19 protein-coding genes and 1 riboswitch are annotated in these 21,215 nt (G+C 60.5%); of the genes, 11 read left to right on the plus strand and 8 right to left on the minus strand.

What is annotated here, in order from left to right; all coding sequences use genetic code 11:
- The first annotated feature begins 11 nt into the window (after nucleotides 1-11).
- Together ACSQ2Z_RS08560 and ACSQ2Z_RS08565 are read left to right on the plus strand one after the other, a co-directional pair.
- Nucleotides 12-1,673, plus strand: a complete 1,662-nt coding sequence (locus tag ACSQ2Z_RS08560; protein WP_436080807.1) for a urocanate hydratase — start codon at nucleotides 12-14, stop codon at nucleotides 1,671-1,673.
- Nucleotides 1,674-1,775: 102 nt separating this feature from the next.
- Nucleotides 1,776-2,582, plus strand: a complete 807-nt coding sequence (locus ACSQ2Z_RS08565) for a class I SAM-dependent methyltransferase (protein ID WP_436080808.1) — start codon at nucleotides 1,776-1,778, stop codon at nucleotides 2,580-2,582.
- Nucleotides 2,583-2,651: 69 nt separating this feature from the next.
- Here the strand turns inward: ACSQ2Z_RS08565 and ACSQ2Z_RS08570 are convergent, their stop codons facing one another.
- The 6 genes from ACSQ2Z_RS08570 to ACSQ2Z_RS08595 all read right to left on the minus strand — a co-directional run bounded on the left by ACSQ2Z_RS08570 (nucleotide 2,652) and on the right by ACSQ2Z_RS08595 (nucleotide 8,514).
- Nucleotides 2,652-3,125 (minus strand): 6,7-dimethyl-8-ribityllumazine synthase, encoded by a 474-nt coding sequence (locus ACSQ2Z_RS08570; protein ID WP_436080809.1) that lies wholly within the window; start codon nucleotides 3,123-3,125, stop codon nucleotides 2,652-2,654.
- A gap of 96 nt (nucleotides 3,126-3,221) precedes the next feature.
- Nucleotides 3,222-3,382, minus strand: a riboswitch (FMN riboswitch).
- 125 nt (nucleotides 3,383-3,507) lie between these two features.
- Nucleotides 3,508-4,569, minus strand: a complete 1,062-nt coding sequence (locus ACSQ2Z_RS08575; RefSeq protein WP_436080810.1) for an ABC transporter ATP-binding protein — start codon at nucleotides 4,567-4,569, stop codon at nucleotides 3,508-3,510.
- A gap of 14 nt (nucleotides 4,570-4,583) precedes the next feature.
- A complete protein-coding gene (locus ACSQ2Z_RS08580) occupies nucleotides 4,584-5,372 on the minus strand; it encodes an ABC transporter permease (RefSeq protein ID WP_436080811.1) in 789 nt (262 codons plus the stop codon).
- Nucleotides 5,369-6,241, minus strand: coding sequence for an ABC transporter permease (locus ACSQ2Z_RS08585; RefSeq protein ID WP_436080812.1), 873 nt, complete (start codon nucleotides 6,239-6,241; stop codon nucleotides 5,369-5,371). The genes ACSQ2Z_RS08580 and ACSQ2Z_RS08585 overlap by 4 nt, the downstream gene beginning before the upstream one ends.
- A 71-nt stretch (nucleotides 6,242-6,312) precedes the next feature.
- On the minus strand, nucleotides 6,313-7,416 hold the full coding sequence (locus tag ACSQ2Z_RS08590) for an ABC transporter substrate-binding protein (RefSeq protein ID WP_436080813.1): 1,104 nt from the start codon (nucleotides 7,414-7,416) through the stop codon (nucleotides 6,313-6,315).
- A gap of 240 nt (nucleotides 7,417-7,656) precedes the next feature.
- Nucleotides 7,657-8,514: a MurR/RpiR family transcriptional regulator gene (locus tag ACSQ2Z_RS08595; protein WP_436083026.1), complete on the minus strand. Its 858-nt coding sequence runs from the start codon at nucleotides 8,512-8,514 to the stop codon at nucleotides 7,657-7,659.
- A 235-nt stretch (nucleotides 8,515-8,749) separates the two neighbouring features.
- Between ACSQ2Z_RS08595 and ACSQ2Z_RS08600 the strand changes: the two genes are divergently transcribed.
- The 9 genes from ACSQ2Z_RS08600 to ACSQ2Z_RS08640 all read left to right on the plus strand — a co-directional run bounded on the left by ACSQ2Z_RS08600 (nucleotide 8,750) and on the right by ACSQ2Z_RS08640 (nucleotide 17,977).
- A complete protein-coding gene (locus ACSQ2Z_RS08600) occupies nucleotides 8,750-9,514 on the plus strand; it encodes an N-formylglutamate amidohydrolase (RefSeq protein ID WP_436080814.1) in 765 nt (254 codons plus the stop codon).
- Between the two features lie 112 nt (nucleotides 9,515-9,626).
- Nucleotides 9,627-11,192 carry an amino acid permease gene (locus ACSQ2Z_RS08605; protein ID WP_436080815.1) on the plus strand — a complete coding sequence of 522 codons (1,566 nt, stop codon included), beginning with the start codon at nucleotides 9,627-9,629 and terminating at the stop codon, nucleotides 11,190-11,192.
- A gap of 91 nt (nucleotides 11,193-11,283) precedes the next feature.
- Complete coding sequence (locus ACSQ2Z_RS08610; protein WP_436080816.1) at nucleotides 11,284-12,654, plus strand: glutamine synthetase family protein; 1,371 nt, start codon at nucleotides 11,284-11,286, stop codon at nucleotides 12,652-12,654.
- An 89-nt stretch (nucleotides 12,655-12,743) separates the two neighbouring features.
- Nucleotides 12,744-13,175, plus strand: a complete 432-nt coding sequence (locus tag ACSQ2Z_RS08615; protein ID WP_436080817.1) for a helix-turn-helix domain-containing protein — start codon at nucleotides 12,744-12,746, stop codon at nucleotides 13,173-13,175.
- Nucleotides 13,168-13,584, plus strand: a complete 417-nt coding sequence (locus ACSQ2Z_RS08620) for a type II toxin-antitoxin system VapC family toxin (RefSeq protein ID WP_436080818.1) — start codon at nucleotides 13,168-13,170, stop codon at nucleotides 13,582-13,584. The genes ACSQ2Z_RS08615 and ACSQ2Z_RS08620 overlap by 8 nt, the downstream gene beginning before the upstream one ends.
- Nucleotides 13,585-13,601: 17 nt before the next feature.
- The gene (locus ACSQ2Z_RS08625; protein WP_436080819.1) at nucleotides 13,602-14,981 is read left to right on the plus strand and encodes an aldehyde dehydrogenase family protein; all 1,380 of its coding nucleotides are present in this window, start codon (nucleotides 13,602-13,604) and stop codon (nucleotides 14,979-14,981) included.
- Between the two features lie 3 nt (nucleotides 14,982-14,984).
- Nucleotides 14,985-16,130: an iron-containing alcohol dehydrogenase gene (locus ACSQ2Z_RS08630; RefSeq protein ID WP_436080820.1), complete on the plus strand. Its 1,146-nt coding sequence runs from the start codon at nucleotides 14,985-14,987 to the stop codon at nucleotides 16,128-16,130.
- 206 nt (nucleotides 16,131-16,336) lie between these two features.
- Entirely contained in the window at nucleotides 16,337-17,176 is an 840-nt protein-coding gene (locus tag ACSQ2Z_RS08635) for an AAA family ATPase (RefSeq protein ID WP_436080821.1), read from the plus strand.
- A 108-nt stretch (nucleotides 17,177-17,284) separates the two neighbouring features.
- A complete protein-coding gene (locus ACSQ2Z_RS08640; RefSeq protein WP_436080822.1) occupies nucleotides 17,285-17,977 on the plus strand; it encodes an AAA family ATPase in 693 nt (230 codons plus the stop codon).
- Between the two features lie 59 nt (nucleotides 17,978-18,036).
- On the opposite strand, the gene ACSQ2Z_RS08645 is transcribed toward ACSQ2Z_RS08640, so the two are convergent.
- Both ACSQ2Z_RS08645 and ACSQ2Z_RS08650 read right to left on the minus strand, forming a co-directional pair.
- Nucleotides 18,037-19,326, minus strand: coding sequence for an NAD(P)/FAD-dependent oxidoreductase (locus ACSQ2Z_RS08645; RefSeq protein WP_436080823.1), 1,290 nt, complete (start codon nucleotides 19,324-19,326; stop codon nucleotides 18,037-18,039).
- A gap of 354 nt (nucleotides 19,327-19,680) precedes the next feature.
- Nucleotides 19,681-21,048: a L,D-transpeptidase family protein gene (locus ACSQ2Z_RS08650; RefSeq protein ID WP_436080824.1), complete on the minus strand. Its 1,368-nt coding sequence runs from the start codon at nucleotides 21,046-21,048 to the stop codon at nucleotides 19,681-19,683.
- Between the last annotated feature and the right edge of the window lie 167 nt (nucleotides 21,049-21,215).

Consider the following 21,215-nt stretch of genomic DNA (forward strand, 5'->3'; position numbering starts at 1 on the left):
GAAGAACCGCGATGCCCAAAGCCAATCCCCGTCACCCCAATTTCCCGATCCCCGGCGGCGAGGTGCTGCGTGCAAAGGGCTGGCGGCAGGAGGCGCTGCTGCGGCTACTGGAAAACGTGCTTTCGGTCGGTGAGGACCCGGACAATCTGATCGTCTATGCGGCGCTCGGCAAGGCCGCGCGCAACTGGGCATCCCACAAGGCGATCGTCAAGACGCTTCTGGAGATGGACGAGGACCAGACGCTGGTGATCCAGTCCGGCAAGCCGGTGGGGCTCTTGAAGACCCATGCAAAGGCGCCGCTCGTCATCATGGCCAATTGCAACATCGTTGGCCAGTGGGCGAAGGCCGAGGTGTTCTATGAACTGGAGCGGCAGGGGCTGATCTGCTGGGGCGGCCTGACGGCCGGCGCCTGGCAGTATATCGGCAGCCAGGGCGTCATCCAGGGCACCTATGAAATCTTCATGCGGATCGCCGAAAACCGCTTTGGCGGCGATCTCGCCGGACGCTTCATCCTGACTGCCGGTCTCGGCGGCATGGGTGGGGCACAGCCGCTTGCCGGCCGCATGGCGGGGGCTGCCATCCTCTGCATCGACATCGATCCCGTCCGGGCAGAAAAGCGCAAGGCCATCGGCTATCTCGAACATGTGGCGCCGGACCTCGATACGGCGCTCGCGATGATCGACCAGGCCGTGAAGGAGAAGCGTGCAATCTCGATCGGTCTCGTCGGCAATGCGGCGGCCCTCTATCCGGAAATCGCCAGACGCGGCATCGTGCCTGATATCGTCACCGACCAGACCTCTGCGCACGACCTCGTCTACGGCTACGTGCCGAAGGGCATGAGCCTCGGTGAGGTGAAGCGGCTGCGGGTCGAGGGGCAGGGCCAGTTGATGGCCGCAAGCCGCGCCTCGATCGTCGATCATGTCAAGGCCATGCTGGAGTTTCAGGCGAAGGGCGCCGAGGTTTTCGATAACGGCAACCTGATTCGGACGCAGGCGCGCGAGGGCGGCGTTTCGAACGCATTCGACATCCGCATCTTCACCGAGGCCTATCTCAGGCCGCTGTTTGCCCGTGCCATCGGCCCCTTCCGCTGGATGGCGTTGTCGGGCGAGGAGAGCGACATCGCGCACATCGATGATCTGCTCTTGGAGATGTTCCCCGACAACAAGATCGTCACCAATTGGATCAGGCTGGCACGGGAAAACGTGCCCTTCGAAGGCCTGCCCGCCCGCATCGCCTGGCTCGGACACGGCGAACGCACGGAACTCGCGCTCGCCGTCAACGTGCTGGTCGCCTCCGGCGACCTCAAAGGCCCGATCGCCTTTTCCCGCGACCATCTCGACGCGGGCGCCATGGCGCATCCCAATATAATGACCGAGCGGATGAAGGACGGATCGGATGCCATCGCCGACTGGCCGCTGCTCGACGCGATGCTGCTTTGCTCCTCCATGGCCGATCTCGTCGTCGTCCACTCCGGCGGCGGCGGCTATGCCGGCTACATGACCAGCTGTGGCGTGACCGTCATTGCCGATGGCACGGAGAGCGGGGCGGAACGGCTGAGCCATGCGCTGACGAATGATACGTCGCTGGGTGTCATCCGCTATGCGGATGCGGGGTATGAGGAGGCGCTGGACGAGATCGGGAAGAAGGGCATTGGATATATCGGGTTGGAGTGAAGCGCGGACGGTTCGGGGCCGGCCGCCTTCGGCCATGCGGATTTCTGACGCCTTGGCAACGATTGTGGAACGCGTTAGCATGTCCGCCTAGAGGAGGGGGCCATGACGTCAAGCTTCAATGTGCACAGTGCGGCGGGCTATGAGCAACTCATGGGACGCTGGAGCCGGCAGCTCGCACCTCTTCTGATCGACTTCGCAGGTCTGGCAGATGGCGAGCGTATCCTCGACGTCGGGTGTGGGACTGGCAGCCTGACATTTGCGCTTCCGAAAGCTGCCAATGTCAGCGAGATTGCCGCGATCGACTATTCGCCTGTCTTTGTCGAGGAAGCGACACGGCGCAACGCTGATCGGCGAATCACCATCCGGGAGGCAGATGCGTGCGCCCTTCCGTTTCAGGACGGTTACTTCGATCGAGCGCTATCGCTTCTGGTGCTTCACTTCGTGCCCGAGGCGGACAAGGCGGTCTCCGAAATGCGTCGCGTCGTGCGTCCAGGCGGCGTGGTTGCAGCTGCGGTTTGGGACCATCTTGGCGGCCTGCCGGGCATGCGGATGATGGTGGATACCGTGGCTATGCTGGACGAAAATGCGCGACAGTTGCGAAGCCGGTATTGTTTCCAGCCGATGATGCAGCCCGACGAAATGAAGCAGAGCTTCACGCAGCATGGGCTGACGGACGTGGAGCAGACTTCACTTTTGATCCGAATGGACTATCAGTCTTTCGACGACTACTGGCAGCCCATTGCCGCGGGCGAGGGGCCATTGGGCAAATATGTCGCTACGCTGGAGCCTGCGCAACGGAAAGAGACTGACGCGGCCGTGAGGGCCGCCTACGAGGCGGGCCGACCCGACGGGCCGAGATCCTTTGCAGCCGTAGCCTGGGCATGTCGGGGCATCGTTCCCTTCTCCTGAGGGCCGGCGGCGTGGATCATCGCAATGGTCATGGCGCGGCATCCCTTGCAGATGCCGCGCCGTCCTCAATCAGGCGTCTACGAGCGTAAGCTTGGCGCGAGCCTGCAGGATCTGCGAGCAGGCGTTGGCGGCTTCCACACCCTTGACGACGAAGTGATCGCGGAAGAAGCGGATATGGGCTTCCGATTCCTGGAAATTATGCGGGGTGAGCACGGTCGACAGAACCGGGACGCCGGTGTCGAGCTGCACCCGCATCATCCCGTCGAGCACGGTGCCGGCGACGAAATCGTGGCGGTAGATGCCTCCGTCGACGACGAATGCCGAGCCGACGATGGCCGAGAAGCGGCCGGTTTTCGCGAGCGTCTGCGCATGCAAGGGAATTTCAAGCGCGCCGGGTACGTCGAAGATTTCGACCTCCGATGCCTTGCCGCCGAGCTTTTCCCATTGGGCGACGAAGGCGTTGACGCATTGATCGACGATATCGGCGTGCCAACGCGCGCGGATGACGGCGATTTTCTGGGTGGGGTGGGAAGCGATTGTCATGTCAGTCTGGCCTTTCAAGGGTTGAGCCATTTTTCAATGATCCCCTTGGGCGAACACGCAGGCGCAGTGACCCCTTGGATGGAGGTCGCCTAGTCTGCTTGCTCTCTTTCATCCGGACTTTAACCGTCGGCTCCGGAATTCAACCGAATCTGCTGACCTTCATGCGCATGTGCAAGGGCGTATGAAGCGCTCGCGGGCTCCGGAAATTTCTTCCCGTTACCGCCGGTGGGGAGTTTCACCCCGCCCTGAGAACGTGCAAGGCTGACTATAAGGATTGGCGTGCGGGCGTCAAATGCGGGGTGCGACGCGCGCGACGAAAAAGGCGACAGATTTTTCCAATTACCCTGTCGCCTGAAACATATTTTTGCGGGAACGCCGACTGCTATTCGCGGATGATCAAAAGATCGCTCGCCGTAAAGCGCAACGTGACGACATCGCCGACGGCGGGCGGGCTGAGGCCCGGCGCGTTGAACATGTCGAAGGAAATCACCGCCTCGCCGACCTTCATGCGGGTGCGGATGACGGAGCCGAGGAAGTTGCTGGAAGCGACTTCACCGGTCAGTGCGGTGTCACCCTTTGCGCCCTCGGCGATCGAGCCCGCTTCGGGCCGCAGCGCCAGCGAAACCGTGTCGCCGGCCTTGACCGGGCCGAGAGGCTCGCGCAGCGTGATGCTCTGATCGCCGATCGCGATGCGATTTGCTGCGGGATCGACGACCTTCGCCTCGATCAGATTTAGCGTGCCGACGAAGGAAGCAACGAAGCGCGTTGCCGGCTTGTTGTAGATGTCGAACGGCGTGCCGATCTGGTCGGCGCGGCCGGCGTTCATCACGACGATCCGGTCGGAGATCGACAACGCCTCTTCCTGGTCGTGTGTGACGAAAACGGTGGTAATGCCGAGCTGCTGCTGGATCATCCGGATTTCTTCGCGCAGGGAGACGCGGATCTTGGCGTCGAGGGCCGACAGCGGCTCGTCGAGCAGAAGCACCTGCGGTTTCGGTGCCAGCGCACGGGCGAGCGCCACGCGCTGCTGCTGGCCGCCGGACATCTGATAGGGAAAGCGGTCGGCGAGGTGGCCGAGATGGATGAGCCCCAGCATTTCCTTGACGCGCGCTTCGACGGCCGCCTTGTCCATGCCGGCGACCTTCAGGCCGAAGGCGACGTTGTCGTGTACCGTCATGTTCGGGAACAGCGCATAGGCCTGGAACACCATGCCGATATTGCGCTGGTTCGGCTTCAGTTCGTTCTGGTTGCGGTCGTTGATGACGACCGTTCCGGCCGACGGCGCTTCGAAGCCGGCGATCATTCTCAGAATTGTCGTCTTGCCGCAGCCCGACGGGCCGAGAAAGGAGACGAATTCTCCCTTTTCGATGGCCATGTCGAAATCCTTGACGACCTGGACGGGACCGAAGCTCTTCTGAATGCCGGTGAGTTTGAGAAAGGACATGGACGATCAATACCTCAGGGCTTGGGAGGAGCCGATTTGTTAAAACGGGAGGCGAGCTGCAGCAGCGCCATCGAAAGCCAGGTGATGGCAAAGGCGATGATCGCAAGCGCTGGCGGCTCATAGGCGCGGTTGGCGCCGATCAACTGCAGATAGGGGCCAAAGGCCGGGCGGTTTAGCAGCGACGGCATGGTGAATTCGCCAATGACGATGGCAAAGGTGATGAAGGCGCCGGAGAGAACGCCGCTCATGACGTTCGGAAAAATGCATTTGAACATGATGGTCGGCCAGGATGCGCCCAGGCTCTGCGCCGCTTCCGTCAGGGTGCCGACGTCGATGGTGCGCATCGCGGTATCGACCGAGCGGTACATGTAGGGTAGCGACAGTGTCATGAACGAGAACATCAGAAGCGTGTCGGTGCCGCGCGCCGAGCCCGTGAAGGGGATATAGGACGATGAGTTGTAGAGGCGCAGGTAGCCGAACACGATGACGATCGCCGGGATGACCAGCGGCATCAGCGTGACGAATTCGACTACCGGCCGCATCTGCGGCAGGCGCAGGCGAACCCAGTAGGCGGTCGGCACTACCAGAAGGACGCCGAAGATGATGGTGAGGATCGCCATGACGATCGAGTAGCTGAAGGATTCGCGGAACTGGACGTCGGAGAACACCGAGCGATAGGCGTCGAAGGAATATTCGCCACGGCGCATGCGCAACGAAAATTCGAACGTCGCGATCAGCGGAATGACGAAATAGGAGGCGCCGAAAAGGATCGCGATCCAGGCGCCGATTTTCTGTGTCTTCATTTCTGCCACCGTTCGGCGCGCATGCGGAGCCAGATGTAGATGAGGTTGGAAATGCCGGTGATGACGATCATGCCGAGTGCTAGTGCATAGCCAAGGTTCGGATTGTGCAGCACGTCACCGCGGATCTGTGCATAGAGCTGGATCGGTACGATGTTGAAGGTCGAGCCGGTCAGCGAGTAAGCCGTGGCGATGGCGCCGAAGGCGTTGGCGAAGAGAAGCAGCGTCGTGCCGAGGATACTCGGGAACAGGATCGGCAGCGCCACTTTCATCCAGTATTGAGTGTTGGTCGCGCCGAGGATTTCGGCCGCTTCCCGCCATTCCTTCTTCATGCCATCGAGCGCCGGCGTGATGATCAGCACCATCAGCGGAATCTGGAAATACATGTAGGTTAGCGTCAGGCCGATGAAGCTCAACAGGTTGAAGCCGGTGGCGTAGAGATTGATGCCGAACCAGTCGCGCAGCAAAAGCGTCACGAGGCCGGTGCGGCCAAGCGTGGCGAGAAAGGCAAAGGCCAGCGGCACGCCGGCGAAATTGGAGGCGACACCGGAAAAGGTCAGAAGCGAGGAACGAATCCAGGAGGGCAGGCCACCGAGCACGACGGCCCAGGCGAGAAAGAAGCCAATGAACGCACCGCCCAGCGACGACGCGAGGCTGACCTTTATCGAAATCCAGTAGGAGGCCAGAATCTTGTCGGTGAAGAGACCGGAAATGTTGTCGAAGGTGAACTCGCCGGCCGGGTTCAGGAATGCGCCAGTCACCAGGTAGAGCGTCGGCGCGACCAGGAACATCAGGGCAAATATCATAAATGGCAAGATGCCGAGCCAATCAATCGCCGTCTTCTTTAAATCAATGGCCTGTCGAGCACTCATCCAAAAACCGATTTGCTATATTGAGAAATGGCCTCCCCGCGCGGTCGCGGGAAGGCCTTGATGCGACAGTCTTACTGTACGTTCGCGCCGACGACGGTATCCCAGCCCTTGGTGATGACTTCCTTGTAGGCGCCTTGTTCTTCAAGTGTCGGGAACACGGCCTTTTCATAGGCAGCGGCCGGCGGCAGCTTGGCGAGCAGGTCCTGCGGGATCTTGCCGTTCTTGGCGAGATCGTTGAAGCGGATCGGGTGGCAATAGCCCTTCAGCCAGCCAAGCTGACCTTCGTCGGAATAGAGGTATTCCATCCAGAGCTTGGCGGCGTTCGGATGCGGAGCGTAGGCGGAGATCGCCTGAACGTAGACACCGGCGACAACGCCGGTCGCCGGGACGACGACGTCGACCGGCGGGTTGCCGGCAAGCGTGTCGCGGTCGGCGAGCGCGTTGTAGTCCCAGCGCAGGATGATCGGGGTCGTGCCCTGGGCGAGCGGAGCGGACTTGCCGACGACCGGGACGAAGTTACCCTTCGAGTTCAGTTCCTTGAAGAAGGCAAGGCCCGCTTCGCCGGCCTTGGCGACGTCGCCACCAGCAGCGGAAAGACCGGCTGCGAAAATGCCGGAGATGGCCTGGTTTGCGGTGCGCGGGTCACCGGCAAGGGCAACCATGTTGGCGAATTCAGGCTTCAGGAGGTCGGCCCAGTCCTTCGGGCTTTCCTTGACGAGGTCTTTGTTCACTTCGAAGGCCATGACGCCGTAATAGTCGCCGTACCAGTAGCCTTCAGCGTCCTTGGCCGTGTCCGGGATGGTGTCCCAGGTTTCAACCTTGTAGGGCTGGATCAGCTTGTCAGTCTTTGCGGACGGGCCGAACGAGAGGCCGACGTCGATAACGTCGGGAGCCTGGTCGCCCTTGTTGTCCTTGTTGGCCTTGATGGCTTCGATTTCATCGCCCGAACCAGCGTCCGGGTTGAGTTCGTTGACGGTCAGGCCGTACTTGGCCTTGAAGCCTTCGATGACGCCGCCGTAGCCGCACCAGTCGTGGGGCAGGGCGATGGTGGTCAGGGTGCCTTCAGCCTTGGCGGCGGCAATCAGTTCGGCGCTCGGCTCGGCGGCCGCAATGGCGGTCGATGCCACGACCATGGCGGTTGAAAGCGAAAGCAAGCGGCGCATATGTGAAATCACGGGTCTTCTCCTCTTGTGGTTATATCAGGCAGCTTCGGTGGAAGCTGATACTGGGGTCCGATGAAGCTTATGTGACAGGCAGTGTTCCCTTTGCGACGAGACATTCGCAGCCAGAACACCTTCATTTCATTTCAAAATTTGAATCCGCCTGGATGCAGGCGGCAATTATACCACTGTTGAATTGCGGTTAGCGACATCCTTCGCCGGAATCCGGCGTCACATCGCTGTTTCGTGCTCCTTTTAAAGCGGCTTGCGAAAAAGCCGTGTTGAATCGAACAGGTCCTCGAGCGTTTTCATCCGGTCGCGCGTCTCGTTCCAGATGGAACTCTGCACGGCCTCGATCAGCGCCTCGACGGCAAAAAGAATAACGACCGAGCTGTCCCATGCGGACGGTGCTTCGATCTGGATGCGGAAAACACGCCGGGCCGACTTGGCAATCGGAGAGCTCCACTGGTCGGTGAAGAGAATGATCTCGACGCCGCGCTCGCGGGCGATCCTCGCCAGCGTCTCCATCTCCTGCTCGTAACGGCGGATATCGAACATGATCAGGACGTCGCCCTTCTTCATGTCGAGCACGTAGTGCGGCCAGGAACTGGAATTGGTGGCGATCTGGGTCACGCCGGAGCGGATGACCTGTAGATGCGTAAAGAAATAATCGGCCAGCGCGCCGGTGATGCGGCCGCCAACCAGATAGATATTGCGCTTACGGTCGGCAATCATCGCGGCCGCACCATCGAACTCAGCCGTTTCGAGCTGGGCGAGGGTGGCGCGCATGTTGTTCATCGTCGCGTCGGCGAAACGATTGAGGATATGCGTACCCGGCGCATTGGCCGCCCAGCGGTCGTGCTTGCTGATCGGATTGGAGATTGTCGCCTCCAGCTCCTGGTGAAGGCGGGACTGGAAATCAGGAAAACCGCGGAAGCCGATCTTCTGCACCATGCGGGCGACCGTTGGCGTCGACACGCCTGCATTCTCGGCAACAGTCGTGATGCTGCCGAGTCCGGAAACCGGGTAATTGTCGAGAAGCGTCGCCGCCAACTGCTTTTCCGCGCGCGTCAGCGCGGAGAAATGGGCGTTGATCACATCCGACACCGTCATAGTGCCTTCAGAGCTTGTCAATATCGATCCCCTGAGCCGGTCTTTGCCAGCATTGTGACAGAGTAAACATCGCTGTCACAATTGGAGTCAACGGGTTTTTTGAAGAGATCGTTTCAGATTTCGGTTGACATGGGGAAGACTGTGAAGAATTCTTTTCATTAACGAATGCTGCAGGCCCTTTTTGCCGGGCCTGCTTTCAGTTCTGAGGGGCAACTGAAAAAGGAAATCGCAACTTATGAAGCTTTTGACTGAGGCGGAGGGCTCGCCTGTCGCCGTGGAAAATCCGGAGGCATTGAGCCCGCTTCTGCTGGTATGCGAGCACGCATCGCGCCATCTTCCGGAGAAAATGGGGACGCTCGGTCTTTCGCCCGACGCCCTGTCTAGCCATATCGCCTGGGATCCGGGCGCACTTGCCGTGTCCCAACTCCTGGTAAAAAGCCTCGACGCGGCGCTGGTCTATCAGCGGTTTTCGCGCCTGGTCTATGATTGTAATCGCCCGCCGGAAGCGGAAGCTGCCATGCCGTCCGTCAGCGAAGTCTTCGAAATACCCGGCAATGCTGCGATTTCCGCAGCCGAGCGCGCTGCGCGCACGGATGCGCTCTACGTGCCTTTCCGGGACGAACTCGCGGATTTTATCGCGGCGCGCAAGGCGAGCGGACGGCTACCCGTGCTGGTGACGATGCACAGTTTCACGCCCGTCTATCACGGCAGGCAGCGCGACGTCGAAGTCGGCATTCTGCATGACACGGACAAGCGGCTGGCCGCCTCCATGCTGGAGGTGGCCGAGAGGACGAAGCGCTTCGACGTTCGCCGCAACGAGCCCTATGGGCCAGCCGATGGCGTGACGCATACACTGATCGAGCACGGCGTGAAGAACGGTCTGCTCAACGTAATGATCGAGATCCGCAACGATCTCATACAGGATGAAGCCGGTCAAAAGGTCATGGCCGGCTATCTGACGGGCCTGCTGGGCGAAAGCCTGCAGGCACTGTCGTTATAAAAAGACCTGGGGAGCGGCATGTCCGCGGAGACTGGTCCATGGGCATCCATGGACACCGGCACTTCAGCCGACCGGCAATACCGCCGGAGGCTGGTCGATACAGGGGAAAAAGATGTCAAACTATACTGATACAGACAAGACGCAGGACATCCACGTCCTGCATTCGATGGGCTACGCTCAGGAACTCGAACGGAGCATGAGTTCGTTCTCGAATTTCGCCATTTCATTTTCGATCATCTGCATTCTGTCGGGTGGCATCAACTCACTGGCGCAGGCAACATCCGGCGTGGGTGGTGCTGCAATCGGAATCGGCTGGCCGGTCGGGTGCATTATTTCCGGCTTCTTTGCATTGGGCATGGCCCAGATCGCTTCGGCCTATCCGACAGCCGGCGGTCTGTATCATTGGTCGTCCATTCTGGGGACCCGCTTCACCGGCTGGCTGACGGCATGGCTCAACCTGCTCGGGCTGATCACCGTTTTGGGCGCTATCAACATCGGTACGGCTCTGTTCCTTGGCGGTACGTTCGGCGCGCAACTCGGTCTTCTCGGGGAAGACGGTCTTGTGTCGCCTGCAACCCAAGTCCTGCTTGTCGCGGGCTTTACACTCGTGCAGGTCATGATCAACCATTTTGGTATCAGCCTCACGGCCAAGCTCACCGATTTTTCAGGCTCCTTGATCCTGATAACAGCGGCCGTTCTGACGATCGCCTGCCTGTATTTTGCACCCACCTGGGAAATCAGCCGCCTTTGGACGTTTACCAACAATTCGGGTGAGATCGGCGGTAACGTCTGGCCCCAATCCGAAAGCATGTGGTATATTTTCGGCCTTGGCCTTCTGCTTCCGATCTACACCATTACCGGGTATGACGCGTCCGCGCACACTTCCGAGGAAACCAAAAAGGCGGCTCATTCGGTGCCGCGCGCGATGGTATCTTCTGTGGTCTGGTCGTCGCTGGCGGGCTGGATCATGCTGAGCGCCTTTGTCATCGCCATTCCGGATATGGCGGAGGGTGCAAAGCAGGGCTGGAACGTGTTCTTCTATACGGTCAATACGATCATGCCTTCATGGCTGGTCACGATCCTGTTCATCGCGATCTTCATCGCGCAGTTCCTCTGCGGTCTTGCCACGGTCACGTCGGCATCACGCATGATCTTCGCTTTTTCGCGTGACAAGGGTCTGCCGGTTGGCTCCAAGGCACTGTCCTCGGTTAGCCCGAAGTACCGCACGCCGGTCACGGCGATCTGGACGGCCGGTATTCTCGAGGTGCTTTTCGTCTGGGGTGCGCTGTTCGTCTCGGTCGGTGAGGCAAGCCTCTACGTCACCGTCGTCAACGCCACCCTGATCTTCCTGTTCCTGTCCTTCGTCTTCCCGATCGTGCTCGGTATCTTTGCCTACGGGACGTCGAAATGGCCGGCTGCGGGCCCCTGGGATCTCGGTGCCGGCCTCTACAAGCTGATCGCCACGCTTGCCGCCCTCGGCATGGTCGTCATCACCTACATCGCCATCCAGCCGCCGAATGACAAGGTATTTGCCGTCACGCTCGGCTTTATCGTGCTGGCGGTCGTCATCTGGTTCGCCTTCGAAGCCAAGCGCTTCCAGGGGCCGCCGATCGGCGACATGATCAAAAAACGCAAGGCCGATATCCTCGCTGCCGAAAAGGCCGTGGGCGAAGCCTGATCGTTGACGGATCAAGATCTGGGCCGGCGGCTTGTCCGCCGGTCTATTCTGCCAATCAGACGGCGCCGGGCGCCCAACACTGGATATTGATATGAGCGCGAGCTATTCGTTTGAGGAATTGAAACAGGATGTCGCCGAAGGCCGCATCGATACGGTTCTGGCCTGCCAAGTCGACATGCAGGGACGCTTGATGGGCAAGCGTTTCCATGCGCAGTTCTTCGTTGATAGCGCCTGGGAAGAGACCCATAGCTGCAACTACCTGCTGGCGACCGACATGGAGATGGAAACCGTGTCCGGCTACAAGTCGACCAGTTGGGAAGCGGGCTACGGTGACTATACGATGAAGCCGGACCTTTCGACGCTTCGCCGCATCCCATGGCTTGAAGGCACGGCGCTGGTGCTCTGCGACATGCTCGACCATCACACTCACAAGGAAGTGCCGCATTCGCCGCGCGCCATCCTCAAGCGCCAGATCGCTCGCCTGGAGGCCATGGGCCTCAAAGCCTACATGGCGACCGAACTCGAATTCTTCCTGTTCGACCAAAGCTATGCCGCTGCGCGCGAAAGCGGCTACCGCGATCTGAAGCTGGTCAGCGGTTACAACGAGGACTACCACATCTTCCAGACGACCAAGGAAGAGGATGTGATGCGGGCGATCCGCAACGGCCTGCAGGGTGCCGGCATTCCGGTTGAAAATTCCAAGGGCGAAGCGTCCGCCGGCCAGGAGGAAATCAACGTCCGCTACGCCGATGCGCTGACGATGGCCGACCGCCATGCGATCATCAAGAATGGCTGCAAGGAAATCGCCTGGTCACGCGGCAAGGCGATCACCTTCCTCGCCAAGTGGAACTACCATGCCGCCGGCTCGTCGTCCCACATCCACCAGTCGCTCTGGAGCCTGGACGGCAAGACGTCGCAGTTCTTCGACAAGGAGGCGAAATACGGCATGTCGGCCACGATGCGCCAATACGTCGCCGGCCTTCTGACGCATGCAAGCGAGATCACCTATTTCCTTGCGCCCTACATCAACTCGTACAAGCGCTTCATGGCGGGAACCTTCGCACCGACCAAGGCCGTCTGGAGCAAGGACAACCGCACCGCCGGATACCGGCTCTGCGGCGAGGGCACCAAGGCAATCCGCATCGAATGCCGTGTGGGCGGCTCCGATCTCAATCCCTATCTTGCCATGGCAGCCCTGATCGCCGCCGGCATTGCCGGCATCGAGGGCAAGCTGGAACTGGAAGCCCCGTTCGTCGGCGACGCCTATGGCGGTAAGAATATCCGCGAAATCCCCGGCACGCTGCGCGATGCGACGCGGGCCATGAACTCCTCGAAGATGCTGCTGGACGCCTTCGGCGAGGACGTCATCGAGCATTACACCCGCGCCGCCGAATGGGAGCAGGAGGAATATGATCGCCGCGTGACGGATTGGGAAGTTGCGCGCGGGTTTGAGAGGGCGTGATTCTGTCGCAACAGTTGTGAAAATTGTTGCTTTTTTATGCGTTTTTGCGATTATTGCTGCAGCCTTGTTGCGGTATTCGAAGAGTGCAGATGATCGACAGCGGATGGTTCAATCAGAAGCTCATTGAGAAAGGCGCGTCAGCTAGTGACCTGGCCCGTTTTCTCGGCGTCGACCGGAGCGCTGTATCGCGAATGCTGAAGGGACAACGAAAGATGAGTGCGGAAGAGCAGGACCTGATCGCTGACTATCTTGGCGCCAGCCTCTTGGAGGTCGCGGCCCGCAGGCGTGGCGAGTTGACGGGTTTTGCTGAGAGCAAGCAGGAAGGCTATGTCCATGACCCGGCAAATGGAAGGGGTGCTTTAGCCAAGGCCGGGCGGCGTGATACGGCCAGTGGGGACGCTCGCTCATTGCCCGTGCATCCTGCTTTCGGCTGCATGGCGGGAACAATGACCATACCGGACGATCTGGATTTGACGGCGCCGATTGACGTTGAGTGGAGCGACAAACTTTATAATGAGTGACGGACTTCTGCTCGATACCTGCGCGATCATCTGGATGGCAAATAAGAGATGGATGTCGCAGGCATCAATGGATGCATTTAGGGCGTTGTCGATTAACGGCGGTGCGCTCTGTGTGTCAGCCATGTCTGCCTGGGAAATTGGAATGCTGATATCGCGCGGCAGACTATCGGCCACGAAAGATGCGCTGCCATGGTTTGAGGATTTCGTGACGGCCGGCGATATAGTGGTCCATGCTGCGACACCCGCTGTCCTGATCGGCGCCGCTTACCTTCCCGAGCCGCTGCACCGGGATCCTATGGATCGGATACTCATCGCCACCGCGCGTGAGCACGATCTCACCGTAATCACACGCGACCGGGCCATTCTTGAATACGGCGCGGCCGGACACGTTAGAACGCTCGCTTGCTGAGCCTTTGGAGTCGAATTATGAGTATGATCCAATGTATTTCCCCGGTGAACGGGGAGGTTTATGCGGAACGCCCCGCTGTCGATGCGGCCACCGCTGCGGCTGCGGTAGCCCGCGCGCGGGCGGCTCAGAAGAGCTGGGCGAAACGGCCGATCGAAGATCGGGTCAAGCTCGTGCTGGCCGGTGTTGCGCGGCTGAACGAGATGGTTGACGAGGTCGTGCCTGAACTCGCCTGGCAGATGGGGCGGCCGGTGCGCTACGGCGGCGAGTTCCGCGGCTTCAACGAGCGGTCGAACTATGTTGCCTCGATCGCTGCCGACGCGCTGGCACCGATCGTCGTCGAGAACAGCGCCAGCTTCGAGCGTCGCATCGAGCGTGCCGCCCACGGTGTCGTCTTCGTCATCGCGCCGTGGAACTATCCTTACATGACGGCGATCAACACGGTGGCGCCGGCGCTGATGGCCGGCAATACCGTTATCCTCAAGCATGCGAGCCAGACGATCCTCGTCGGCGAACGCATGGTGCGCGCCTTCGTCGAGGCCGGCGTTCCGGAGGATGTCTTCCAGAACATCTTCCTCGACCATTCCACCACCTCGGCGCTGATTGCGGCCAAGAGCTTCGATTTCATCAATTTCACCGGCTCCGTCGAAGGTGGCCGATCGATCGAGCGGGCCGCTGCCGGTACGTTCACGGGTCTCGGCCTCGAACTTGGCGGCAAGGATCCGGGCTATGTCATGGAGGACGCCGATCTCGACGCTGCTGTCGATACGCTGATGGACGGCGCGATGTTCAATTCCGGGCAATGCTGCTGCGGCATCGAGCGCATCTATGTGAATGAGAACCTTTACGACGATTTCGTCGAAAAGGCCGTCGCCTTTGCCTCCGCCTACACGCTCGGCAACCCGCTCGAACAGGAAACCTCGCTCGGCCCGATGGCGCATAAGCGGTTTGCCGCAGAAGTCCGCGCCCAGACGGCCGAGGCTGTTGCCAAGGGCGCCAAAGCGCTGGTCGATCCGAAGCTGTTCCCGCAGGGCGATGGCGGTGCCTATCTTGCGCCGCAGGTGCTTGTCGATGTCGATCACTCCATGAAGGTGATGACGGAAGAAAGCTTCGGCCCGGTTGTCGGCATCATGAAGGTGAAGAACGACGCAGAAGCGCTGGCTTTGATGAACGACTGCAAATACGGGCTTACCGTGTCGCTGTGGACGAAGGATGCCGAACGCGCGGCCCGGATCGGCAACGATCTCGAAACCGGCACCGTCTTCATGAACCGCGCCGATTATCTCGATCCGGCGCTCTGCTGGACCGGCGTCAAGGAAACGGGCCGCGGCGGCTCGCTTTCCGTCATCGGTTTCCAGAACCTGACCCGTCCGAAATCCTATCATCTGAAGAAAGCCTAAGCGATGTCCATCACAGCCAACTGGAGCTATCCGACCGCCATCAAGTTCGGGGCGGGGCGGATCAAGGAACTTGCCGGTCATTGCAAGGCACTCGGAATCAAGAAGCCTTTGTTGATCACCGATCGCGGCCTCGCGCCGATGCCGATCACCCAGAACGCACTCGATATCCTCGATGCCGCCGGTCTCGGCCGGGCTCTTTTCAGCGACGTCGATTCCAACCCGACCGACAGCAACCTCGCGGCCGGCGTCAAGGCCTTCAAGGACGGCGGCCATGACGGCGTGATCGCCTTCGGCGGCGGCTCCGGCCTCGATCTCGGCAAATGCGTCGCCTTCATGGCCGGGCAGACGCGGCCGGTCTGGGATTTCGAGGATATCGGCGACTGGTGGACGCGCGCCAGCGTCGAGGGCATCGCCCCGATCATCGCCGTGCCGACGACGGCCGGTACCGGCTCCGAAGTCGGCCGCGCTTCGGTTATCACCAATTCAGAGACGCACACGAAGAAGGTCATCTTCCATCCGAAGTTTCTGCCGGCAGTGACCATCTGTGACCCGGAACTGACGGTCGGCATGCCGAAGATCATCACTGCCGGCACCGGAATGGATGCGTTTGCCCATTGCCTGGAAGCCTATTCCTCGCCGTTCTATCATCCGATGTCGGCCGGTATCGCGCTCGAAGGCCTGCGGCTGGTCAAGGAATATTTGCCGCGCGCCTACAAGGACGGGAGGGATATCGAGGCCCGCGCCCACATGATGAGCGCCGCTGCCATGGGTGCCGTCGCCTTTCAGAAGGGGCTCGGCGCCATCCATTCGCTGTCGCATCCGGTTGGCGCGATCTACAACACCCACCACGGCATGACCAATGCCGTCGTCATGCCGCCGGTGCTGCGCTTCAACCGCCCGGCCATTAAGGACAAGATCGGCATGGCTGCCGCCTATCTCGGTATTTCCGGCGGCTTCGACGGTTTCTATGACTACGTCCTGAAGCTGCGCGAAGAACTGGGCGTGCCGGACAAGCTGTCGGCGCTTGGCGTCGGCACGGATCGGATCGACGAAATGGCTGCAATGGCGATCGTCGATCCGACAGCAGGCGGCAATCCGGTCGAGCTAACTCTTGAGGCTGCCAAGCAACTCTTCAAAGAGTGCATCTGACCGGAGGCGCGGCGCCTTTTTTCAAACGGCGTCCTGATCTGCAATCATCATTTGAACGGAGCGATCCCGGCGGTCGCTCCGTTTTTTGTTTCCCGGCTAATGATTGTTTGCCGTTCTTTAACCCTGATTTGCAAGGCTGTAAGGCAATGAACGCCCTTCCATGAAGGGCATGGCGATGGCGGTTTGAGCGTGCCGACGGAAGTGAGATGACAGTAATATCAATCGCGAATGCCAAGGGGGGAACCGGCAAGACGACGGTGGCGTTGCTTCTGGCCATGGAGTTTGCGCAAGCGGGCGGCAAGGTTGTCATTTTCGATTGCGACCCTCTGGCGTTCGCAGCCAAGTGGCACGGGTTGCCCGGCGTGGTAGAGGGAATAGCCGTCGTGACCGGTGTGACCTTCGCCAATCTCGGTGCCAATCTGCGGGCTCAAAGCGGCCAGGCAAGCCACGTCATCATCGACCTGTCCGGAGCGCGCGACGCGCTGATCGCCTTAGCCGCCGGTCTTTCCGACCTCGTGCTCATTCCAGTGCAGGGCTGCGCCATGGATGCGCAGGGCGCCGCGCACGTGCTCGATATCATCGGACAGGTGGCAAACAATGCGCATAGCCGCATCAATCATGCCGTGGTCCTGACCCGCGTCAGCTCTTTCGTCACCACGCGCGCCATCCGAAGCGTCAAGGCGTTGCTCGCCAAGCGCAACGTGGTATTGCTCGACACCCCCATCATCGAGCGTAGCGTTTATCGCGACATGTTTGAACATGGCGGCACGCTCTATACGATCGACGAAACCAAGGTCAGCAATCTCGCCAAGGCTCGGCGAGACATGCAAGGCCTGGCGACGGAGGTCCTGCACCTTGTCTGCGGACGGCCGCATCTGCAATCGAGCGGTTCCCTTGCGCGTATCTGCTACAAGGCGCCAGACCGCATCCCGCAATCAGAAGGCCTTGCCGAGCATTCGCCGGTGGCGCGCGCGGCTCTATCCTTCGAGCGCGACGCGATGCCTGCTTCGGCCGGCATCGTTAATTCTAACGAGGGGCGTGTTTAGATTTTCTTAACCACGATCTGAAAGGTTTGATTAACCGGAGCGCGATGGATCTTGCGCTTTTCGGAGAGCCATGCCGGGGCTCGGACGCTTTTTCAGACAGGGACAGCAATGCCAGTCATCACATTTGCAAATACCAAGGGCGGCGCGGGCAAGACGACTGCCGCGCTTATCCTCGCGACGGAACTTGCACGCAACGGCGCACGCGTCACCATTCTCGATGCCGATCCCCAGCACTGGATTTCCCACTGGCATGAGATTTCGGGAAAGGTCGCGAACATCGAGGTCATTTCGCATGTGACGATGGCGTCGCTGCAGACGCATATTCGCGAAAACAGGGCCAGGACCGACTATTTCGTCATCGACCTCGCCGGCGCCCGCAACACGCTGATGGCCACCGCGATCGGTCTGTCCGACCATGTGATGATCCCGATCCAGGGCTGTGCGATGGACGCCAAAGGCGGCGCCCAGGTGCTTGAACTGCTCTGTCAGCTGCAAGAAAAGGCCGGCATCCGGATCAATCATTCCGTCGTCCTGACGCGCGTCAACTCGCTGGTAACGACACGGGCCCTGCAGGTTGTGAAGCAGCTGCTGGCCGAGCGTTCCGTTCCGGTGCTCAATACGCCGATCATCGAACGCGCTGCCTTCCGCGATATCTTCGACTGTGGCGGCACGCTGCAAGCGATGGACCCGGGCAAGGTCAGCAATCTCGACAAGGCCTGCGAAAACGCCCGCGCCTTCGGCGAGGAAGTGCGCAAGCTCGTTCCACTTCGTTCGTTCAACCCGGTCCGCCGGGCGGCCTGATCGTACCACTGCAAATGAAAAGCCGTGCGGAGCGACCCGAGCGCCTTCACGTTCAGATTTCAAAAGCGGCGGTCGATGAAGTGCTTGGCCTGTGCGCCGGCGTGATAGAACGCCGATTTGATGCCGCGCCATGGATCGGGCGTCAGCGGCGTTTCGGCAAGCGGCAGGGCATTCGCCTCCCCGGTCACGTAATTGGCTAGCGCCCGGCCGAAGACCGTGCCCGGCGCGATGCCGCGACCGTTATAACCGCTGATCGAAAAGACGTTCGGCGCCATCACATGCATCTGCGGCAGGTGGTTGGTGGTCATGCCGATGCGGCCGTCCCACCAGTATTCGAGCCGGACGTCGCCGATCAGCGGGAAAAGCTTGCGCAACGACCGCTTGACGAAAGCCCGGTGCGTTCCCTTCGCAACGGCGTCCAGCCCGCCGATGCTGCCGAAGATCATGCGGTTCTGCTGGTCCATGCGGAACGACGTCATCACCAGGCCGGTGTCCCAGCAGCCCTGGCGCTCCGGCAGGATGCTGCGGGCGATGTTGTCGCTGAGCGGCTGGGTCGCGAACTGGAAAAAGGGCAGGATGGTCAGTTCTTCCGTATGGGCCGACCAGGGCGTGCGCTCGATGAGCTTGCCATAGGCATTGGTGGCAAGGATCACGTTTTTTGCCGTGACCGAGCCGCCCGGCATCGTTAACTTCCAGACATCGCCCTTGCGTTCGGCGGACAGAAGCGGCGTTTCCGTATAGATTTCAGCACCGGCTGCGAGGGCTGCGCGGGCAAGGCCGCGGGCATAGGCGAGCGGCTGGATCGTACCGGCGCGCCGGTCGAGCAGGGCGCCGGCGAACCCTTCAGCGCCGGTCAGCGCCTTGGCGCGCTCGGCGGACAACACCTCGACGGGAGCGCCCAATTTCTTCCATTGTGCTTCCCGATCCCTGAGTTCCGTCAGGCCCTCGGCGCCGACCGCCATATGCAGAGTGCCGTTACGCACGGCCTCGCATTGGATATCGTGCTTGGTGACCAGGTCATAGACCACGGACGGTCCAGCGCCGAGCTCGGTCAGCAGGCGCTTGCCGGCTTCGGCACCAAGCGTCGCGATGAGATCGTCGGGCTTCGTCCACATGCCGGCATTGACGAGGCCGACATTGCGGCCGGAACCGCCGAAGCCAATCATCTTCGCCTCTGCGACGGCAACCGTCACGCCCTTTTCGGCTAGGTGCAGGGCCGCCGAAAGACCCGTGAAGCCGCCGCCGATCACCGCGACATCGACGACGATATCGCTGGCAAGCGGCTGGGTTTCCGGAGCCGCGGGCGCCGTGGCATGCCAGAGGTTGGGAAGGGAGCGTTCGGCGGCCATCACGGCATTCCTCGTCTGTCGGAATTGAACTTATTTTCTTCCGACAGATAGAGCATTGCTGCAATGTTTTTTAATGACAAAACATGATGAGGTCATGAAGCGAAGAGCTGTGGGGGAGAAGCCTTAGACAGTTGGGGCCGCGGTGCTTCCAAGCTATGCACCGCGGCCCCGATTTCCATCTTCCCGAATGTGTCCCAATACTCCCCTGGCCGGGCGCATGACTACGCCCGGTGAATGTCTTGGTGCTGAAAGCGCCAAGCGCGCTGCGGTATGCCCCTCAGCCCGCGGCACCCCTTATTTTTAACAGTTTTTTTGCGTCCTCACTCCCCCAAATGGGGGATGCCGCGCATTTTTTTAGTCGAGGAATTCGACGGTGGTTCCGACACTGACCATCTTGGCGAGTTCGGTTGCGTCCCAGTTGGTCAGGCGTACGCAGCCATGGCTCTGGGTCTTGCCGATCTTTGACGGTTCCGGTGTGCCGTGAATGCCATAGGTCGGTTTCGACAGGGCGATCCAGATCGTGCCGACGGGGCCGTTCGGACCGGGCTGCAAGGTCAATATCTGGTCGTTCTCACCCTGCTTGAAGTTGATCTTCGGATTGTAGGTATAGCCGGGATCGAATGCGATGCGATCGACCTGCACCGTACCCGACGGAGATGGCGTATCGGACGAACCGATCGTTGCGGGGTAGGCGGCGATCAGCGTGCCGCCCTCATCATAGGCGAAGACCTGTTTGCGGTACTTGTCGGCGACGATGCGGGAAACCTTGCCCTTCTTCATGTCACCGGGGTTGATCACCTTGATGATCGTGCCGGGGATAGTGAAATCGGCGCCGGGATTCAACTCCCGCAGATAGGCTTCGTCCATGTGGAACTTTTCGCCGAGCATTTCCGTCGTCGAGGTGAAGGACAGATGCGGCAGAGCAGCCTTGTGGGCGTAGTCTTCCGGAATGGAGGCGACATAGGGGCCGGCGGCATCCGCAGCCGTGATCGTATAGGTGGTGATTGGCAGCCCGCCGGAGAAGCGCAGCCGTTCCATGATGTCATCGGTATTGTTCGGGTCGAGCGTCTCGCCGGTCGCCTGCTGCCAGGCCTCGATGGCCTTGGTAACGTTCGAGCCGCTCCTGCCGTCGATTACGCCCGGAGAAAATCCTTCGCGATCGAGAAACACTTGCAGGGCGGTGATTTCGGCGCTGGATTTCTTGGTGATCTGCGCGGCGGGAGGCAGGGTCTGGCGTTCCTCCCGCGGTAGAGCTTCCATGTCGTTTTCGTCCGGGAGCGCCGAATACTCGTCCGGCAGTTCCTGGCGCTCGACACTTGGCGGCGTCGCATCGCGGTAATCTGGGACGGAGCCGGTCACGGCGCCAGGCTCTGAGAAGCCTTGTTCGGGATATCCCTCTCCGAAAAACCCGAAGCCCTGATCGGCGTAGTCGTCATGGCTCATCTCGCGGCTGCGCATTTCGTTACGCTGTCTGCCACTGCCCATCACGGTCGCCACCACATTGCCCCAGGAATCGACCAGAACGGTGCGGCCGCGGCGGTCACGCATCATCTGCACATCGCCCGATTCGGGCAGGTAATCGAGAATTTCGCCCTGTGGCGTAACCAGAACCGCATCGGCCGGCAAACGGCCGAAGCTGTCCTGCGCCTTTGCCGCAGAGGCAAGTGCGAGCACGTTGGCGGCAGCGAGGAGGGCAATTCCGGCTCTGGAAACGAACGTCACGATGAAACCTTTAATCTGGCGGTTGTGTTCGGGGCCTACAAATCAAATGGGACGGTAATATGAATAAACTGAATTCATCATGAACAGTTCCCTAAAATCCATTTAATTCGGTGGGTTGCGCGTTTCAAGCGGCAGATTTGGCGCTTTCTTTGATTTAGATTTCCCGG

The organism is Pararhizobium sp. LjRoot235, from assembly GCF_964254145.1.
Classification (GTDB): domain Bacteria; phylum Pseudomonadota; class Alphaproteobacteria; order Rhizobiales; family Rhizobiaceae; genus Pararhizobium.

What these genes read in the sequence shown, in the direction of transcription:
- ACSQ2Z_RS08560 (WP_436080807.1), top strand. Translation starts at nt 12, where the DNA reads ATGCCCAAAGCCAATCCCCGTCACCCCAATTTCCCGATCCCCGGCGGC.
- ACSQ2Z_RS08565 (WP_436080808.1), top strand. Translation starts at nt 1,776, where the DNA reads ATGACGTCAAGCTTCAATGTGCACAGTGCGGCGGGCTATGAGCAACTC.
- ACSQ2Z_RS08570 (WP_436080809.1), bottom strand. Translation starts at nt 3,125, where the DNA reads ATGACAATCGCTTCCCACCCCACCCAGAAAATCGCCGTCATCCGCGCG.
- ACSQ2Z_RS08575 (WP_436080810.1), bottom strand. Translation starts at nt 4,569, where the DNA reads ATGTCCTTTCTCAAACTCACCGGCATTCAGAAGAGCTTCGGTCCCGTC.
- ACSQ2Z_RS08580 (WP_436080811.1), bottom strand. Translation starts at nt 5,372, where the DNA reads ATGAAGACACAGAAAATCGGCGCCTGGATCGCGATCCTTTTCGGCGCC.
- ACSQ2Z_RS08585 (WP_436080812.1), bottom strand. Translation starts at nt 6,241, where the DNA reads ATGAGTGCTCGACAGGCCATTGATTTAAAGAAGACGGCGATTGATTGG.
- ACSQ2Z_RS08595 (WP_436083026.1), bottom strand. Translation starts at nt 8,514, where the DNA reads ATGACGGTGTCGGATGTGATCAACGCCCATTTCTCCGCGCTGACGCGC.
- ACSQ2Z_RS08600 (WP_436080814.1), top strand. Translation starts at nt 8,750, where the DNA reads ATGAAGCTTTTGACTGAGGCGGAGGGCTCGCCTGTCGCCGTGGAAAAT.
- ACSQ2Z_RS08605 (WP_436080815.1), top strand. Translation starts at nt 9,627, where the DNA reads ATGTCAAACTATACTGATACAGACAAGACGCAGGACATCCACGTCCTG.
- ACSQ2Z_RS08610 (WP_436080816.1), top strand. Translation starts at nt 11,284, where the DNA reads ATGAGCGCGAGCTATTCGTTTGAGGAATTGAAACAGGATGTCGCCGAA.
- ACSQ2Z_RS08615 (WP_436080817.1), top strand. Translation starts at nt 12,744, where the DNA reads ATGATCGACAGCGGATGGTTCAATCAGAAGCTCATTGAGAAAGGCGCG.
- ACSQ2Z_RS08620 (WP_436080818.1), top strand. Translation starts at nt 13,168, where the DNA reads ATGAGTGACGGACTTCTGCTCGATACCTGCGCGATCATCTGGATGGCA.
- ACSQ2Z_RS08625 (WP_436080819.1), top strand. Translation starts at nt 13,602, where the DNA reads ATGAGTATGATCCAATGTATTTCCCCGGTGAACGGGGAGGTTTATGCG.
- ACSQ2Z_RS08630 (WP_436080820.1), top strand. Translation starts at nt 14,985, where the DNA reads ATGTCCATCACAGCCAACTGGAGCTATCCGACCGCCATCAAGTTCGGG.
- ACSQ2Z_RS08635 (WP_436080821.1), top strand. Translation starts at nt 16,337, where the DNA reads ATGACAGTAATATCAATCGCGAATGCCAAGGGGGGAACCGGCAAGACG.
- ACSQ2Z_RS08640 (WP_436080822.1), top strand. Translation starts at nt 17,285, where the DNA reads ATGCCAGTCATCACATTTGCAAATACCAAGGGCGGCGCGGGCAAGACG.
- ACSQ2Z_RS08645 (WP_436080823.1), bottom strand. Translation starts at nt 19,326, where the DNA reads ATGGCCGCCGAACGCTCCCTTCCCAACCTCTGGCATGCCACGGCGCCC.